Here is a 14,026-nt window from a genome sequence, read left to right as displayed (position 1 = left end):
CCGTGTCAGTTGATGATGAACTTGATACCGACCCCGAACTGCGTGTGGAACTTCCGTGTGTCGCCACCCCAAAGGCAACGCTCCCGCAGGTTGGCAAGCAGGGCGATACGGTCTGCCACGTAACACTCCACATCGAGCGTCAGCGCACCGCCGTAGATGAAGGCGTCCCGGTCGTGCAGCGTGGAGCCGTCATGCAGCACCTTCTTCCCCCAATTTACCGCCTCATATCCGGCGAGAGCCGAAGCCCCGGCATAGACGAAAACAATCTTTCGGGCGTCCGACAGTATCTTGAAGTAATAGCCGCCCTCCGCCGTGAACTGCGCCACGGGTATCTTGGTGTCCTTGTAGGGATTGTTCTTCAACAGGTATTCGCCACCGAACACCCACTTGTTCCCCTTCTTCGTGTAGGTGGAGAGAGCCGCCCCGAAGCTGTACCCGCCGTCCTTGCCGCCGAGATTGAAGCCGTCCGCCATGTCCGCCCTCACCTCGATGCCCTGCATCTTCGGCAGACACCGCTGGGCGTGCGCCTGCCCTGTAAAAAGGGCAAGCGACGCGATGATTATTGCGATGTACTTTCTCATGGTCAGCGTACTTGAAGTTCGTTGATGGTACCCGCGCGTACCAAATCCTCGTTCTCAATCACGAAGGACTGGTGACGGCCGCCGTTCTTCTCGTTCAATTCCACCACGAGGCACTTGTCATCGGGGATGGTGAACTTCGCCATCGTGAAGACCGTGCGCTCGCTCTTTTTGCCCGGCACGAGGGTGGCGTAGTTCTGCGCGCGGAGCGGCAGAATAATCTGCTCCTGCACGGCAGTACGCTTCGCAACCTTCTTGTCCACGATTTTCCAAGTGATGTAGTCCACATCGAAAGGCACGTTGCTCTGGTTCTTTATCTCCGTGTGGAAATAAAGCAAGCCGTTGTGCGTGTAGATGCCTTTCAACAGGTATTGGATGCCGAAACGCTTGCAGCCGATATGCTTCACCTCGCGCTTGTTCTGTTTGTGGATGGACTTCATGATAAGGCGCACCAGCATCGGGCTTTCGCTGCCCAGCTCTTTCAGATAGATTTCCTGCGCGTTGTTCGGGCGGTTCACCGTGCTGCCGTCATGGATGAAGTCGCACATCTCCACGTTGAGCAACAGCGGTTCGGCGGCGTACTTCACGTTGAAGGTGTAGAAACTGCCGTCCTCCGTGATGACGGACATATTCGTTTCGTTGGGAAAATTCCTTACGGTAGCCTTCACACGGATGATGTTCTCCGCTCCGTCGGCTTTCCCGGCAATCAGGTCGGGCGAGCCTAAATCGACATAGCGCACCTCCGCCGGAAAAATGACGTGGACGGTCTTGTCGTAGGTCACTTCCAGACCGTGCGGCGGTATCATGCGGTCGAAGGTCAGCTTGCGTGACAGCCCGTGATATAGGTCGCCGTCCGCCTCCTTCTGCGGATAGACCTCCTTCGTCAAGGTCGGTTGTTCACTTCCGTTGGTCGTTTCAACGGTTACATTCTCCTGCGCGTTGGCAGTTATGATGCCCATAGCGAGGGCAAACATGATGATTACTTTTCTCATTACTTTTGGATTTTAGTGGTAATTTTTATTGTTTTCAATATTTTTCTTGGTAAAGCATGACCCTGTACCCGGCTTTCAGATGCACCTTGACGGTTCGCATCTTTTTGGCGATGTACTGGCTCGTGCCTTGTATCAGCCCCTTGCCCAAGTCGGAGGCGAGCTGCGCCCCGGCATTGGTGGAGATGTTGATGCTGCTTCCCAGCGAGCCGCCCATGTTGGCGGCGACCTCCCGGACGGCGTTCATCTCCATCGAGTTCGGGATGAAGATGCCGGGCTGTCCGTCCGTGTCATAGACCGCAAGCTCCACGGGGATAATCGTGCCGTCGTATTCCAGCGAGGTAATCTCGATGTCGAGCCGCTCACCCTGTATCTTGCCCGTGCCGACCACCACCGCACCCCGGGGTATTGTCCTGCCTGCCACCGCCATAGGCTCCAGCAGGCGCAGCCTTACCGTCTGCCCGTCCGTCACGCTCTGCGCCCCATGCACGCACGCCGGTATGGTGTTCCTGTCCAATACCTCCGCCGTGCCGACAGCCGTGTTGAAACCCCGGTTGCGTTCCTGCGATAAGGCGGCGACAAACTCCGCGTTACTCATAGGCTGTGAGAGTGAAGAAACTACTTGATGCTCCACCTGTCTGATAGGCATTGCCTTGTTCTTCTTCCCTTTCTGCACGGTAGTTGGCTCTGCCCTCTGTTCCGCCGATGGCTGTCCTCCGTTCTGACCGCCCATGTACTTTGCCGCCAGCTCGTAGGACTTCTCCATAAGAGCCACCTGCTCGTCCATAGAGGAAGCCTTGCCCCTCTCGCTTTCCAGTTCCGACTCCAGCGATGCGATGCGCTCCAACAATTCGTCCATCTCCGCATTGTCGTTTTTCGGCTGGTCGTAGAAGTTTCCGAGCGTGGCGTTCAGGTCACGGTAGGCGGCTGCGGAGGACTGGATGGTCTGCGGCGTGGCTGGCTTTGCCCTTTCTTCCTTGCCGCCCGGATTGGCGAGGTCGAAGTCCACTCCGTTCTCCGTTCCCGCTATCTCGCGGTCGAACATGTCGCCCAGCTGCCCGATGGCACGGTTGCGGCTCTCCTGACGCTCTTCCATCTCCCCATGCTCGTAGGCTTTCAGCTTGTCGCCGATAATCTGCCGGTTCGCCTTGTCAGCGTCGGGCATCTCGGTGTTGTATCCGTCCGTTCCCGGCGGTTGCTCCTTGCCGGAGGACGGGGCGAATATCAGCCACATCGCCCCGATGAACACCAACACCATAGCGGGCAGCACGATCATCTTCTGCCGTTTCAGCCGTTGCGCCTCTGTCAGCGGTTCGCGCTCCTTTTTCGGTTTCCCCGTTTCGGGAGCAGCTTTGTTCTCTTTCGTCGGTTCATTCTTTGTCTGTTCCATATAAATAAGGTGTTAAGTGATTGCCTGTTTCCGCCGGGGTCGGCAGTTCCACCCGTCCGGCGTGTCCCGTTTCCATATGTGAGCCGTCGTTCCTGCCGATGTCATAGACGGCTCTGCCGAAGGTGTAAAGGGCAAGCACCGCGAAGGCGGCGAACATCCCCAGCACGATGCGGCGGCGTGTTTCCGGCGGCAAGCCGTCCAGATACCCTTTGAGACTTGCCGCCAAGCGTTTCCGTTTGTCGTGGAGTTTCCAATACATGCCCCACATTGATTTTCTGATACTTTTCATGTCCTGTTACCGTTTGATAGTCTGTAAATCCTTGTTCTCAATGATGGTGAAACCCTCGATGGTAAAACCGTTCGGGTTGTCATCCGACCGCGATGCGTTCAGCAGGCGGCAGGTGGTCACGAGGCTGCGCTCGGTGACGTTGCTCTGCCGGATGATTTTCTGTGTGGCGTAGGTCACGGCACGGTAGGGATAGGCGTTGAAGTCGCACACCACGCTGTCCACCTTCAGCACTTGGTTGATGTTCCCGGCGATGATGCGGTTGTAGTACCCCTTCTCCGCGAAGTCCGAATAATAGTGGTACACGCTCTTGTCCGCCAGCAGCAAGGCACGTTTCACGTTGTGTTCAATCGCGCTTTTTTCAGGTGATAGCGTGAAGAACATCTCGTGGAAACGGCGCACATGTTCCCGTGCCTCCGCCGGGCGGTTCTGCGACAAATCCTGAGACAAGGCGAGCATCAGGCTCTTGCCGTTGTCCAGCACATAGATTTTCTCCCGTTGCTTCTCTGCGAAACGGTAGGAGTTCCACACGCTCCACACCGTCACCACGGCGCACAGCGAGAGGAAGACGATACCGAACAGGCGTATCTGCCTGAACGACGATTCGATGTTTCTAAGTGATTTGAATTCCATTTATATTTTCCAATTTATGATTGCACATTGATTATTTCAGCAATTTGCCGACACGTCCGACTGCGTTTCCTGCGGCTGCACCCGCCACGCTGCCCGCCATGCTTCCGGCTCGTCCCGCCATCTGGTTCACGTTGCGACCGTAACCGCCCATGCCTCCGGCTTGGATAATCCAGCCCGCAACGGTGGGAATGGTAAAGTAGCCGATGATGCCGATGCAGAGGAATACGATATACACCCCGTCGCTCGAATCCAGCGAGAAGTTCGGGTCTGCCTGCATCCGCTCGATGTCGTTTTGCAGCATCAGAACCTGTATCTTCGCCAGTATGGTGCTGAACATGTCCGATACCGGTAGCCACAGATAGACCTGTATATAGCGGCATATCCACTGCGTGAGCGTGTTTTGGAAACCGTCCCATACCGACAGGGCGAAGGCTATCGGACCGAGAATCGCCAGCACCACGAGAAAGAAGGTGCGGACGGTGTCTATCACGAGGGCGGCGGCTTGGAACAGCAGTTCGAGTATCTCGCGGAAGAAGTCGCGGATGCTCTTCTTCATGTTGTACATTCCCCGGTCGATATACATTCCCGCCATCGTCACCATGTCGGAGGGCGACCAGCCGAGTTCCTCCAGTTGCTTGTCAAATTCCTCGTTGGACACGAGGTAGGCGGTTTCGGGGTTGCGTACCATCGCCTCGTATTCCAGTTTGTCCTTCTGCTCCCGGTATCGGTTCATGTCCAGCGTTTCCGCCTCCAGCATCTTTGCCGTGCCCTGTACGACGGGTGAGAGGATGCTGTTTATCGTGCCCAGCACCACAGTCGGGAAGAACATGATGCACAGACCGATGGCAAAAGGACGGAGCATCGGGAATACGTCTATCGGTTCAGCTCTCGCCAGCGACTGCCATACCCGGTAGGCGACGTAGAACAGCGCACCCAGCCCGGCGATGCCTTTCGCCACACCAGCCATGTCCCCACACAGCGGCATCATCTGCTCATAAAGTGAACGTAAAATCTGATGAAGGTTGTCGAACTTCATAGGCTACCAGTATCTTTCGTTCATGTTCCCGTACAGCCCCATGATGCGGTCGAGGTCGTTCTTCTTTTTCGCACGCAGGTAACTCACGGAGATGTTCTTGTTCGTGTAGTAGCTCACGAGGTTGCGGTAACGCTTCATCTTCGAGTGGCAGCGTTCCACCACGTCCATGCGCTCCTTGTCGGTCATGGAGAGCGTGGTGATGTTCACCACGTTCCTGAGTTCCGTCAACACTTCGTTGCTTTCCTCCAGCAGTTTCGTGTAGCCGAAAGCGATTGCGGAAAGCTCTTCGGGTCTGAAATTCCCGTCACGGAGCATCCGTTGGAAACTGTTCACATAGATGTCTGTGATGTCGCCCACCATCAGGATGGTCTGCTGCACCTTGCGGGCGTCCTTGACCAGATTGTTCACCGATTTGAGGGCATCGTAATACTTCTTGCCCTGCTGATAGATTTTCACCGTCTCCTGAAAGTTGCTCACCATGTTCGTGGCGGTCTTGGAGGTATGGATGATGTTTTTGGAGGCATTGATGATGCCCTGCGCTAGATTGCCCGGATCGCTTACGACCCACTGTGCGCTTGCCCTGCCCGCGAAAAGCAGGCACAGGCAGATAATCATTGTTATTCTTGTTCTCATGTTACTTTGGATTTTAGTGGTTGTTATTCTTCGGTCGGATGTCCCGGCTGCGGCTTCACCCGCACATAGTCCCCGTTTGGCGAGAAAGTCAGCACATCCGTGGCCTCGTTGTAGGACACGTCGATGCGGAAGCCGGTGTTCATGAACAGGTTGCCGTTCTCCTCCTGCAAGAGATAGGTTTCCGGCTTGAGCTTGCGGCGCAGACCGCTACGACGGAACACCGTCACTTTGTAGGCTTCGCCCTCCTTGTAGATAAGCACGTCAGGTTTTCCCTCCACGCTCTCCCAGTTCCCGCACAGCATGTCGCGGCGGTTGTCGGCCACGTCGCAGGATTGCAGCATCATGACCGCCAATCCGATAAGGCACTTGCTGACTTGCAGCATTTTCACTTTTGGTAAATTCATACGCGTTTTTCTTTTTTGGTTGATACATTCTGTTTTTTAGTTATTCCTTGTTTCTCCGCCTTTCGGCAAGCTGCCGGATGGCGGCTTCGATGTCGTCGCCCAGCTTCTCCGCCAGACGGTAAACCTCCACTTTTTCCGTTTCCTCGGTGGTGTACGCCAGATACTCTTCCGCGCTGACCTCCGTGGCATAGACCGCCGACTGCGTGCCGCCCAAGCCTATCCACACCTCCTTGTAGAGCCGTGAAGGGTTGTTCGCCATGTTGATGGAGAGTATCTGCGACTTCTCCTTTTCCGTCAGTCCGAGCAACGCCTGTATCTGGTCGAACTTGTTCATATATTTCCTTTGGTCAAGCAGGATTTTACAATCCGAGTTGTTGATAATGCTCTCTTTGACCACCGGAGAACTGATAATGTCGTCCACCTCCTGCGTCACCACGATTGCCTCGCCGTAATATTTTCTGACCGTCTTATACATATAGCGCAGATATTCAGCCATGTTCGCCGATGAGAGGGCCTTCCAAGCCTCTTCCACGATAAGCTGTTTCCGCACGCCTTTCAGCCGCCGCATCTTGTTGATGAAGGCTTCCATGATGATGATGGTCACGACGGGGAACAGTTCGCGGTTTTCTTTAATCGAATCTATCTCGAAGACGATGAACCGCTTGCCGAGCAGGTCGATGTTCTCCGTGGAGTTGAGCAGGAAATCGTAACGCCCGCCCCGGTAATACTGCCGCATGGTGGTGAGCATGTTGTCGATGTTGAAGTCGGACTTCTCCACCTTGATGTCACGCTGTGCCAGTTCCTTGCGGTAGTCGTCACGCATATACTCGTAGAAGGTGTTGAACGACGGCACGATGCTACGGTCGGATTGGATGCGCTCAATATAGGCACTCACGGCACTGCCCAGCTCGCCGCTCTCCGTCTTTGTCACCTTGTCGTCCTCCGACTTCCAGAGCGTCAGCAACAGGGTCTTGATGCTGTCCTTCTTCTCCACGTCGAAGATGTAATCGTCGGTGTAGAACGGGTTGAAGCTGATGGGCTTATCTTCCGTGTAGGTGAAATACACACCGTCCGCTCCGCCTGTCTTGCGTCGGATCATGCCGCACAAGCCCTGATAGGAGTTTCCCGTGTCCACCAATACCACATGTGCGCCTTGCTCATAATATTGGCGCACGAGGTGGTTCATGAAGAAAGACTTGCCGCTGCCCGAAGGACCCAGCACGAACTTGTTGCGGTTGGTCGTGATACCTCGCTTCATGGGCAGGTCGGAGATGTCAAGGTGCAGCGGTTTTCCCGTGAGCCTGTCCACCATCTTGATGCCGAAGGGCGAGAGCGAGCTGCGGTAGTTGGTTTCCTCTGTGAACAGGCACACCGCCTGTTCGATGAAGGTGTGGAAACTCTCTTCCGCCGGGAAGTCCGCCGCATTGCCGGGTATCGCCGCCCAGTAGAGTGTCGGGCAGTCGATGGTGTTGTGGCGCGGCACGCATTCCATGCTTGCCAACTGGCTGCCCACGTCGTTCTTGATATGCTTCAGTTCCTCCGCATCGTCGCTCCACGCCATGACGTTGAAGTGTGCCCGTACCGAGGTCAGTCCGTAGGAATGGGCTTCGTTCAGGTATTGGTCTATCCACTCGCGGTTGATGCTGTTGCTCCTTGAATAGCGAGATAGCGACTGCATGTTACGGGCGGACTTCTCGAACTTCTGCAAGGTTTCCTCACTGTTGTCTATCAGCACATACTGGTTGTAGATATGGTTGCAGGAGAGCAGAAGCCCCACCGGGGAGGCGAATGACAGTCGGCAGTCACTCCGGTCGGTGGAGAGCTTCTCGTAACGGGTGTCGGTAGCCACCTTGCCCGGCAGGTCTTCCGCGTCGGAGAGGGTGTGCAGACACAGGCGGTTGTCGCCGATGCGCATCTCCCTTGCCGAAAGCTCGATGTCCTGCAAGGTGGTGTCACCTTCCGGCATGAGCGAGAAGTAGCGTTCAATAAGTCCCGTCTTTCCCTCAGTACCCACAATCTCATCGGTGGAGAGGCGGCGCAGCCTGACAAGCCCGCTGTCGTTCATGATGCGCTCGAACTGTTCGCAGGCTTCCAAGAACTTGGTCGTGGTTTCCCTGTCCAGCTCCTTCGGGATGATATGTCCCCGGCACAGCGTGCTGAAATTGCTCTGCATCCGGTTACGCTCCTTTGTTGTCTTGGTCAGGTAGAGGTAGCAGGTGTGTTTCAGGTACGGACGCTCGTTGAAGTGACGCTCGAAAGAGCGGCTTAAAAAGCTCATGTCGTCCTTCTGAAGCTCCGGTTTGTAGCGTTCCTTGATGAACCAGTCCTGTTTGTGGACGACGGAGTAGTCCGGCAGCACCTTGATAGCCTTGCACCAGCAACTGTGTATCGCCTCGTACTCCGCACCCGTCACGGTGTAAAGTTCCGGTAGTTCCACCTCGAAAGCCACCGTGATGTCGGCGTCCTTTGAGATGATGCAGCCATGCTCCACCGCTAAAAGTGGGAACCTGTTTTCCAGTGTTGTCATTTTCGATGTATTCCTCATTGTCTTTCTTCCTTTCGTTGTCGTTTGAACAGACGGGTTATCCGCCGCCGGTTGATAAGGTATCGGGGATGGCTCCGTGCCGCTCCTAATTTCATCAGCCCGTGTTCACCGTACCGGGCGTTCAGCGCGAAGGTCTGCCATACAAGGAGGGAGGACGATGCCGCGCCGAAGCCGATACATATCCACTGGTCGATACCGACCATGTAGAGGATGACGAACAGGACGAAGAGAGCCAGCAGACCTCCGCAGAAGATGAAGAGGTACTGTGCCTTCAAGCCCTTGAACTCTACCGGACGGCCGATACCCTTGTTGATTGGGTATTCAGCCATACATTATTTATTAAAGGAAGAATGAGCGCAGGATGGTGGCGGCAACAATCAGGAAGATGCACGCGCCGAACCACGAGGCGGCTGTCTTGCTGGTGTCGGGGTCGCCCGATGAAAACTTGCCGTACACTTTTACGCCCCCGATAAGCCCGACGACTGCACCGATGGCGTATATCAGTTTAGTTCCGGGGTCGAAATAAGAACTCACCATAGAGGTGGCTTCGTTGATGCCCGCGATGCCGTTTCCCTGCGCGAAAGCGGAGGCGGTTGCGGCGATGACAAGTGCCGCGGAGAGGATTGCTTTTCTGTTTTTCAAGATGTTCTTGTTCATAAACTGTTCTTGTTTTTTGCCGTCAAAAGGGTGGATGGTCCTTTGTCGGGCGGTTGATACTTTGTTTCTTTACTTTGGTTTTAGTGGATGCCCGTTTGTTTCCACGGACGTGGGCGTGTCCGTTGCGGATGGGGATGCGCCTTGCGTTTCCTCGCCGCGTGGGTTGATGTCATTCTTTCATGTTCATTTCTTTTATTGTTGTCATACATAGTTGCGAATGTCGAACTCCTCGATGTTGTCCGGCACGACGAACTCCTTTTCAGATTTCTTCAGCCGAATCTCGATAAGCCCCTTGATGCGGATGCCTATCTCCGAAGAGCCTTCCATCATTTTCTCGTACAACTCCGTGCCCTCCATGTCGGTGAACACCTTAGCCGCCTTTTCACGTTCCGCCTGTGTCGCGTCCGGGTTTTTGGCGGTCTTGCAGGCGTCGTCAATCTCGTCAAAGCTGCTGCCCGAAGCCCGTGGCGTGTCCGAGGCGTCCTCTTCCGGTTCGTCGTCCCCGTATCCCAGTTCCTCCGGCGGTATGCTCGTGAAGGTCTCATCGAGTTTTTCCTCCGGGACTTGTGCCGGGCGGGATGCGTTTCCCGTTTTTCCGTCGTCAAAAGTAGCCTCTTCCTCCGACAGCTCAATGCCTTTTTCAATAGTGGCGGCTTCTTGCGTCGGTATGGCAGCGGTTGTCCGGGTGGATGCCATCCTGAAACGGCTCTTGCCGATGATGTCCGCCTTTTCCGCAGGGACTTCCTCGTGTGCCGCTATGCGTTTAGCCTCATTCCCGTCCAGTGACCGCCATAATCCGACAATGCCCTTGAAGAAGCGGACAATCCGCGTGTCCATGATGCGCTCGTAAAGGAGCAGGAACAGGAACCAGAGGTTGCAGCCGACCGATACCGCCAGCAGAATGTCTGTCATGCTGATTGTGTAATTCATATCCTTCCGTTTTTGGTTAGAATACTGAATTGTAATTTCGGGCATAAAGGCTCTTTATCGCATCTTCGCACTGGTTGAAGTGGTGCGTCAGCACATGGTCGATGTAAGCGGACAGCGTAAGCCGGTCATGCCCGATTACACGGGTGATACGCATGATACGCTCGTGGTACTCCGGGCGCACATACGCCATCTTCCCCTCACGTGCCTTTACTTCCGGGTCGCGGATGAACAGGCGTTCATAGTCCTTCTCACTGCATTTGCCGCTTACCGGGACAGGCGACAGTATTTCCACACTCGCCTGCACTTGGGTAAACATACCTCCGCAGTCTTGCTGTGGTCTTTTTTCATTCGGTGTCATTTCTTTTTCCATTTTCAAATCAGATCTTCACGTTGTTTCTTGTACAGTTCGTTGATTCTCTCCTTGTGCTGTTCCAGATGCTGGCGCAGCACGGTATCCACATATCCGCCTACTGAGATTTCCCCTCCGGCGATGTCGTTCACGATTCTGAGGATCTTGCCGTGGACGTCACGGCTGATATAGACACATTGGCGGGTCTTTATCTCGTTGCGGCGCAGGAATAGCTCGTTGTAGTCCTCGTCCTGCCTTTTCCGGCGTCCACTTTCCCTCTGCGCTTTTTCCCGTGTTACGGGTTGCACAGGAGATGGTTCCGGTGCGGCGGTGTCCTCTTCGGTCGGTGCAGCTGCGGGTACTTCCTGTGCGGGGCGCAGTGTCCCGTCCTGTGTGCGCCGCCCGATGGAGGCTAACAGCAGTTCCTCGTCGATGCCTTCCGTGTTCACTTTCCTGCTGCCCATGCTCACTGCGGTCTGATGATGTCGCTTATCTCTTCGGAAAACTCCCGGATGCCACTCCCTTTCAGCAGTGCCGTGTCCATCGGGAAGATGGTGGAGCGGAAAACGCTCTTGCGCTCTTCCGAAAGGTCACGGCGGAACTTCTTGCTGTCGGGCAAGCGGGTGGAAAGTACCGGAAAGCCCATTTCGGCTATCACTTCCTCGTAGATGCCGTACAAGTCGTTCCTCTCCCTGCCGTCCACCATCGTCCAGAACAGATGCAGCCCCTTTGTTTTCGCCTGTCCGGTAGTCATCAGCCTGTCGCGGAACATCGTGACGAATTTCAGGGTACTCTCCACGACAAAGCGGTCGGCACTCAGCGGAGTGAAAATGTAGTCCATCTGCGAGAGCGTCTTTATCACGCCGTTGCTTCGGAGTGTGCCGGGCATGTCGAAGAACACCACGTCGGGTTTCACGTCCTCAGTGGCAATCATCCTCTCGGCATCGTCGAGGGCGTTCACCGCATTGCTTTTGACGATGGTGTAGGCGTTCTTTTTGATCCGGCGGAAATGGTCGCAAGCGAGAGCCTTGAAGTAGGTGCTGCTGTCGATAAGCCCCATTTCGTGTTCGCGCAGCCCGTGGATGCTGTGCTGCGGGTCGTCGCAGTCCACGACGGCGACATTGTAGCCTTTCACGTTGTGCAGGTAGCTGGCGGCAAGTGCCGTGACAGTGGATTTGCCGATGCCACCTTTCTGTGTTGCGAATGCAACGAAGATTTCCTTACTCATAGTTCCATTTATTTTAATTGTTGATGATTTGTTTTTCTGTTTCCATACGGATTTGGCTGTCGCACCATCCGCTTCCGTGACTACACACGCAGGCGGGTCGTCGCGTATCCGGTTCTGTGGTGAAGCGGTGCGTCGGACAAATGGTGATTGACGACATTGCGTCATGAAGTCATTGAATCCATACGTCACCGAATTGTCGGAGAACCGGGTTTCCGACGGTTCGGGTATCCGTTTCGGCAAGTATCCGAAGAAGCGGATTTCCGGGTATTTGAATGTTCCGTTTATCATATCTTCAAATCGTTCGTTTCTTGAATCATGCTGCAAATAAACAAGTATATTTTGGAACCTGTATCACTTCTCCGGCAAGTGGCGGCACGTTGCGCCGGTTGGCAGTCATTGACCGGGTCAAGCATCTGTCCGATACCGCTTTAAGGGCGTAACTTTGCACCCGGACAGCAGGGTTCGCCGATGACGCGCGGCCCGGAGTCCTGAAAGGTATTTTCCCAATCCGTCCCCTGACGGATTTTTATGTTCACCTGAACATAGCAAGATGTCTTTTCAGCCGCTCAAAATATTTTGAGCAGCCACGAAAAGCACTTGCCCTTGCAGGGGGCGGGCTTTCCCTCCGAAGTCGGGAAGCCTTTCAGAACTGCGGTGCTGTAATCCGAAGCGGCGGCTTATGCCGTCAATCCGCTAAATCCAAAGTAATATGAAAGAGAAAAGGAAAAGCAAATCAGGGAGAAATCCCAAACTTGATCCGGCGGTGTACCGGTACACCGTCCGTTTCAACGAGGAGGAACACAACCGTTTCCTCGCCATGTTCGGAAAATCGGGTGTCTATGCACGGTCTGTTTTCCTCAAAGCGCACTTCTTCGGGCAACCGTTCAAGGTGCTGAAGGTGGACAAGACGTTGGTGGACTATTACACCAAACTGTCGGATTTTCATGCACAATTCCGTGCCGTGGGTACGAATTACAACCAAGTCGTGAAGGAACTGAGGCTGCATTTTTCAGAGAAAAAGGCGATGGCGTTGCTCTACAAATTAGAGCAACACACCGTCGAACTCGTGAAACTGAGCCGCCGGATTGTGGAACTTTCAAGGGAAATGGAGGCAAAATGGTCGCAAAAATCAGTGTAGGAAGTTCGTTGTACGGCGCGATTGCCTACAACGGGGAGAAGATTAACGAGGCGCAGGGGCGGCTTCTCACCACCAACCGCATCTACAATGACGGTTCGGGAACGGTGGACATAGGCAAGGCGATGGAGGGTTTTCTCACCTTCCTGCCACCGCAGATGAAGATCGAGAAGCCGGTGGTGCATATCTCTCTCAACCCGCACCCGGAGGATGTGCTGACCGATATTGAGTTGCAGAATATCGCCCGCGAGTATCTGGAAAAACTCGGTTTCGGAAACCAGCCTTATCTTGTATTCAAGCACGAGGACATCGACCGCCACCACCTGCACATCGTGACGGTCAACGTGGACGAGAACGGGAAAAGGCTCAACCGGGATTTTCTCTACCGCCGCAGCGACCGTATCCGCAGGGAACTGGAACAGAAGTACGGATTGCATCCGGCAGAACGTAAAAATCAGAGATTGGATAATCCGTTGCGCAAGGTGGCCGCATCGGCAGGTGATGTGAAGAAGCAGGTAGGCAACACCGTGAAGGCTCTGAATGGGCAGTACCGTTTCCAGACGATGGGCGAATACCGTGCGCTCCTTTCCTTATATAATATGACGGTGGAGGAAGCGAGGGGCAACGTGCGCGGACGGGAGTATCACGGGCTGGTCTATTCCGTCACGGACGACAAGGGTAACAAGGTGGGCAACCCGTTCAAATCCTCGCTTTTCGGGAAGTCCGCAGGCTATGAAGCCGTACAGAAGAAGTTTGTCCGTTCCAAATCGGAAATCAAGGATAGGAAACTGGCAGACATGACGAAACGCACCGTCCTTTCCGTGCTGCAAGGCACTTATGACAAGGACAAATTTGTATCCCAACTCAAAGAGAAGGGCATCGACACCGTACTGCGCTACACAGAGGAAGGGCGCATCTATGGGGCTACCTTCATCGACCACCGCACGGGATGCGTGCTGAACGGTTCGCGCATGGGTAAGGAGCTTTCGGCGAATGCCTTGCAGGAACACTTCACCCTGCCATACGCCGGACAACCGCCGATACCGCTATCCATCCCTGTGGATGCTGCGGACAAGGCACACGGGCAGACCGCCTACGACAGTGAAGATATATCGGGCGGTATGGGCTTGCTCACTCCCGAAGGTCCGGCGGTAGATGCCGAGGAAGAGGCTTTCATCCGGGCGATGAAGCGCAAAAAGAAGAAAAAACGCAAGGGCTTGGGTATGTAATCAG

At 54.8% G+C, this 14,026-nt stretch carries 17 protein-coding genes; 2 read left to right on the top strand and 15 right to left on the bottom strand.

The window, feature by feature from the left end; genetic code table 11:
* Positions 1-5: 5 nt before the first annotated feature.
* From CI960_RS02240 to CI960_RS02170, 15 genes are all read right to left on the bottom strand, one after another.
* Positions 6-581, bottom strand: coding sequence for a conjugal transfer protein TraO (locus tag CI960_RS02240; RefSeq protein WP_004291523.1), 576 nt, complete (start codon positions 579-581; stop codon positions 6-8).
* Between the two features lie 2 nt (positions 582-583).
* Positions 584-1,570 (bottom strand): conjugative transposon protein TraN, encoded by a 987-nt coding sequence (gene traN, locus CI960_RS02235; protein ID WP_004291522.1) that lies wholly within the window; start codon positions 1,568-1,570, stop codon positions 584-586.
* Between the two features lie 34 nt (positions 1,571-1,604).
* On the bottom strand, positions 1,605-2,957 hold the full coding sequence (traM, locus tag CI960_RS02230; RefSeq protein WP_004291521.1) for a conjugative transposon protein TraM: 1,353 nt from the start codon (positions 2,955-2,957) through the stop codon (positions 1,605-1,607).
* The gene (locus CI960_RS02225; RefSeq protein WP_004291520.1) at positions 2,938-3,246 is read right to left on the bottom strand and encodes a TraL conjugative transposon family protein; all 309 of its coding nucleotides are present in this window, start codon (positions 3,244-3,246) and stop codon (positions 2,938-2,940) included. Before CI960_RS02225 ends, traM begins: the two co-directional genes overlap by 20 nt.
* A 6-nt stretch (positions 3,247-3,252) precedes the next feature.
* A complete protein-coding gene (gene traK, locus CI960_RS02220) occupies positions 3,253-3,876 on the bottom strand; it encodes a conjugative transposon protein TraK (RefSeq protein ID WP_004291519.1) in 624 nt (207 codons plus the stop codon).
* 31 nt (positions 3,877-3,907) lie between these two features.
* Complete coding sequence (traJ, locus tag CI960_RS02215; protein ID WP_004291518.1) at positions 3,908-4,912, bottom strand: conjugative transposon protein TraJ; 1,005 nt, start codon at positions 4,910-4,912, stop codon at positions 3,908-3,910.
* Positions 4,913-4,915: 3 nt separating this feature from the next.
* Positions 4,916-5,545, bottom strand: a complete 630-nt coding sequence (locus CI960_RS02210; protein ID WP_004304283.1) for a DUF4141 domain-containing protein — start codon at positions 5,543-5,545, stop codon at positions 4,916-4,918.
* Positions 5,546-5,568: 23 nt separating this feature from the next.
* The gene (locus CI960_RS02205; protein ID WP_004291516.1) at positions 5,569-5,949 is read right to left on the bottom strand and encodes a DUF3876 domain-containing protein; all 381 of its coding nucleotides are present in this window, start codon (positions 5,947-5,949) and stop codon (positions 5,569-5,571) included.
* A gap of 40 nt (positions 5,950-5,989) precedes the next feature.
* The gene (locus tag CI960_RS02200; RefSeq protein WP_004291515.1) at positions 5,990-8,494 is read right to left on the bottom strand and encodes a TraG family conjugative transposon ATPase; all 2,505 of its coding nucleotides are present in this window, start codon (positions 8,492-8,494) and stop codon (positions 5,990-5,992) included.
* On the bottom strand, positions 8,491-8,823 hold the full coding sequence (locus tag CI960_RS02195) for a DUF4133 domain-containing protein (RefSeq protein ID WP_004291514.1): 333 nt from the start codon (positions 8,821-8,823) through the stop codon (positions 8,491-8,493). Before CI960_RS02195 ends, CI960_RS02200 begins: the two co-directional genes overlap by 4 nt.
* Before the next feature lie 10 nt (positions 8,824-8,833).
* Positions 8,834-9,151 (bottom strand): DUF4134 domain-containing protein, encoded by a 318-nt coding sequence (locus CI960_RS02190; protein WP_002560983.1) that lies wholly within the window; start codon positions 9,149-9,151, stop codon positions 8,834-8,836.
* A 201-nt stretch (positions 9,152-9,352) separates the two neighbouring features.
* Complete coding sequence (locus tag CI960_RS02185) at positions 9,353-10,081, bottom strand: hypothetical protein (protein WP_004304280.1); 729 nt, start codon at positions 10,079-10,081, stop codon at positions 9,353-9,355.
* 16 nt (positions 10,082-10,097) lie between these two features.
* Complete coding sequence (locus tag CI960_RS02180; RefSeq protein ID WP_004291505.1) at positions 10,098-10,451, bottom strand: DUF3408 domain-containing protein; 354 nt, start codon at positions 10,449-10,451, stop codon at positions 10,098-10,100.
* A 2-nt stretch (positions 10,452-10,453) separates the two neighbouring features.
* Positions 10,454-10,894: a DUF3408 domain-containing protein gene (locus CI960_RS02175; protein ID WP_004291503.1), complete on the bottom strand. Its 441-nt coding sequence runs from the start codon at positions 10,892-10,894 to the stop codon at positions 10,454-10,456.
* 2 nt (positions 10,895-10,896) lie between these two features.
* Positions 10,897-11,946 (bottom strand): ParA family protein, encoded by a 1,050-nt coding sequence (locus tag CI960_RS02170; protein WP_004291492.1) that lies wholly within the window; start codon positions 11,944-11,946, stop codon positions 10,897-10,899.
* Positions 11,947-12,367: 421 nt separating this feature from the next.
* On the opposite strand from CI960_RS02170, the gene mobA reads away from it, so the two are divergent.
* Together mobA and mobB are read left to right on the top strand one after the other, a co-directional pair.
* A complete protein-coding gene (gene mobA / locus CI960_RS02155; RefSeq protein WP_004291488.1) occupies positions 12,368-12,796 on the top strand; it encodes a conjugal transfer protein MobA in 429 nt (142 codons plus the stop codon).
* Positions 12,775-14,022 carry a conjugal transfer protein MobB gene (mobB, locus tag CI960_RS02150; protein ID WP_004291483.1) on the top strand — a complete coding sequence of 416 codons (1,248 nt, stop codon included), beginning with the start codon at positions 12,775-12,777 and terminating at the stop codon, positions 14,020-14,022. The genes mobA and mobB overlap by 22 nt, the downstream gene beginning before the upstream one ends.
* Positions 14,023-14,026 lie beyond the last annotated feature (4 nt).

It is taken from the genome of Parabacteroides sp. CT06, from assembly GCF_002257605.1.
Taxonomy (GTDB): Bacteria; Bacteroidota; Bacteroidia; order Bacteroidales; family Tannerellaceae; genus Parabacteroides; species Parabacteroides distasonis.
Note: the sequence above shows the minus strand (reverse complement) of the source record. Positions and strands in the feature narration are given on the sequence as shown.

What these genes read in the sequence shown, in the direction of transcription:
- traJ (WP_004291518.1), bottom strand. Translation starts at nt 4,912, where the DNA reads ATGAAGTTCGACAACCTTCATCAGATTTTACGTTCACTTTATGAGCAG.
- CI960_RS02195 (WP_004291514.1), bottom strand. Translation starts at nt 8,823, where the DNA reads ATGGCTGAATACCCAATCAACAAGGGTATCGGCCGTCCGGTAGAGTTC.
- CI960_RS02240 (WP_004291523.1), bottom strand. Translation starts at nt 581, where the DNA reads ATGAGAAAGTACATCGCAATAATCATCGCGTCGCTTGCCCTTTTTACA.
- CI960_RS02170 (WP_004291492.1), bottom strand. Translation starts at nt 11,946, where the DNA reads ATGATAAACGGAACATTCAAATACCCGGAAATCCGCTTCTTCGGATAC.
- CI960_RS02175 (WP_004291503.1), bottom strand. Translation starts at nt 10,894, where the DNA reads ATGGGCAGCAGGAAAGTGAACACGGAAGGCATCGACGAGGAACTGCTG.
- traK (WP_004291519.1), bottom strand. Translation starts at nt 3,876, where the DNA reads ATGGAATTCAAATCACTTAGAAACATCGAATCGTCGTTCAGGCAGATA.
- CI960_RS02210 (WP_004304283.1), bottom strand. Translation starts at nt 5,545, where the DNA reads ATGAGAACAAGAATAACAATGATTATCTGCCTGTGCCTGCTTTTCGCG.
- traM (WP_004291521.1), bottom strand. Translation starts at nt 2,957, where the DNA reads ATGGAACAGACAAAGAATGAACCGACGAAAGAGAACAAAGCTGCTCCC.
- CI960_RS02205 (WP_004291516.1), bottom strand. Translation starts at nt 5,949, where the DNA reads ATGAATTTACCAAAAGTGAAAATGCTGCAAGTCAGCAAGTGCCTTATC.
- CI960_RS02180 (WP_004291505.1), bottom strand. Translation starts at nt 10,451, where the DNA reads ATGGAAAAAGAAATGACACCGAATGAAAAAAGACCACAGCAAGACTGC.
- mobB (WP_004291483.1), top strand. Translation starts at nt 12,775, where the DNA reads ATGGTCGCAAAAATCAGTGTAGGAAGTTCGTTGTACGGCGCGATTGCC.
- CI960_RS02185 (WP_004304280.1), bottom strand. Translation starts at nt 10,081, where the DNA reads ATGAATTACACAATCAGCATGACAGACATTCTGCTGGCGGTATCGGTC.
- mobA (WP_004291488.1), top strand. Translation starts at nt 12,368, where the DNA reads ATGAAAGAGAAAAGGAAAAGCAAATCAGGGAGAAATCCCAAACTTGAT.
- CI960_RS02200 (WP_004291515.1), bottom strand. Translation starts at nt 8,494, where the DNA reads ATGAGGAATACATCGAAAATGACAACACTGGAAAACAGGTTCCCACTT.
- CI960_RS02190 (WP_002560983.1), bottom strand. Translation starts at nt 9,151, where the DNA reads ATGAACAAGAACATCTTGAAAAACAGAAAAGCAATCCTCTCCGCGGCA.
- CI960_RS02225 (WP_004291520.1), bottom strand. Translation starts at nt 3,246, where the DNA reads ATGAAAAGTATCAGAAAATCAATGTGGGGCATGTATTGGAAACTCCAC.
- traN (WP_004291522.1), bottom strand. Translation starts at nt 1,570, where the DNA reads ATGAGAAAAGTAATCATCATGTTTGCCCTCGCTATGGGCATCATAACT.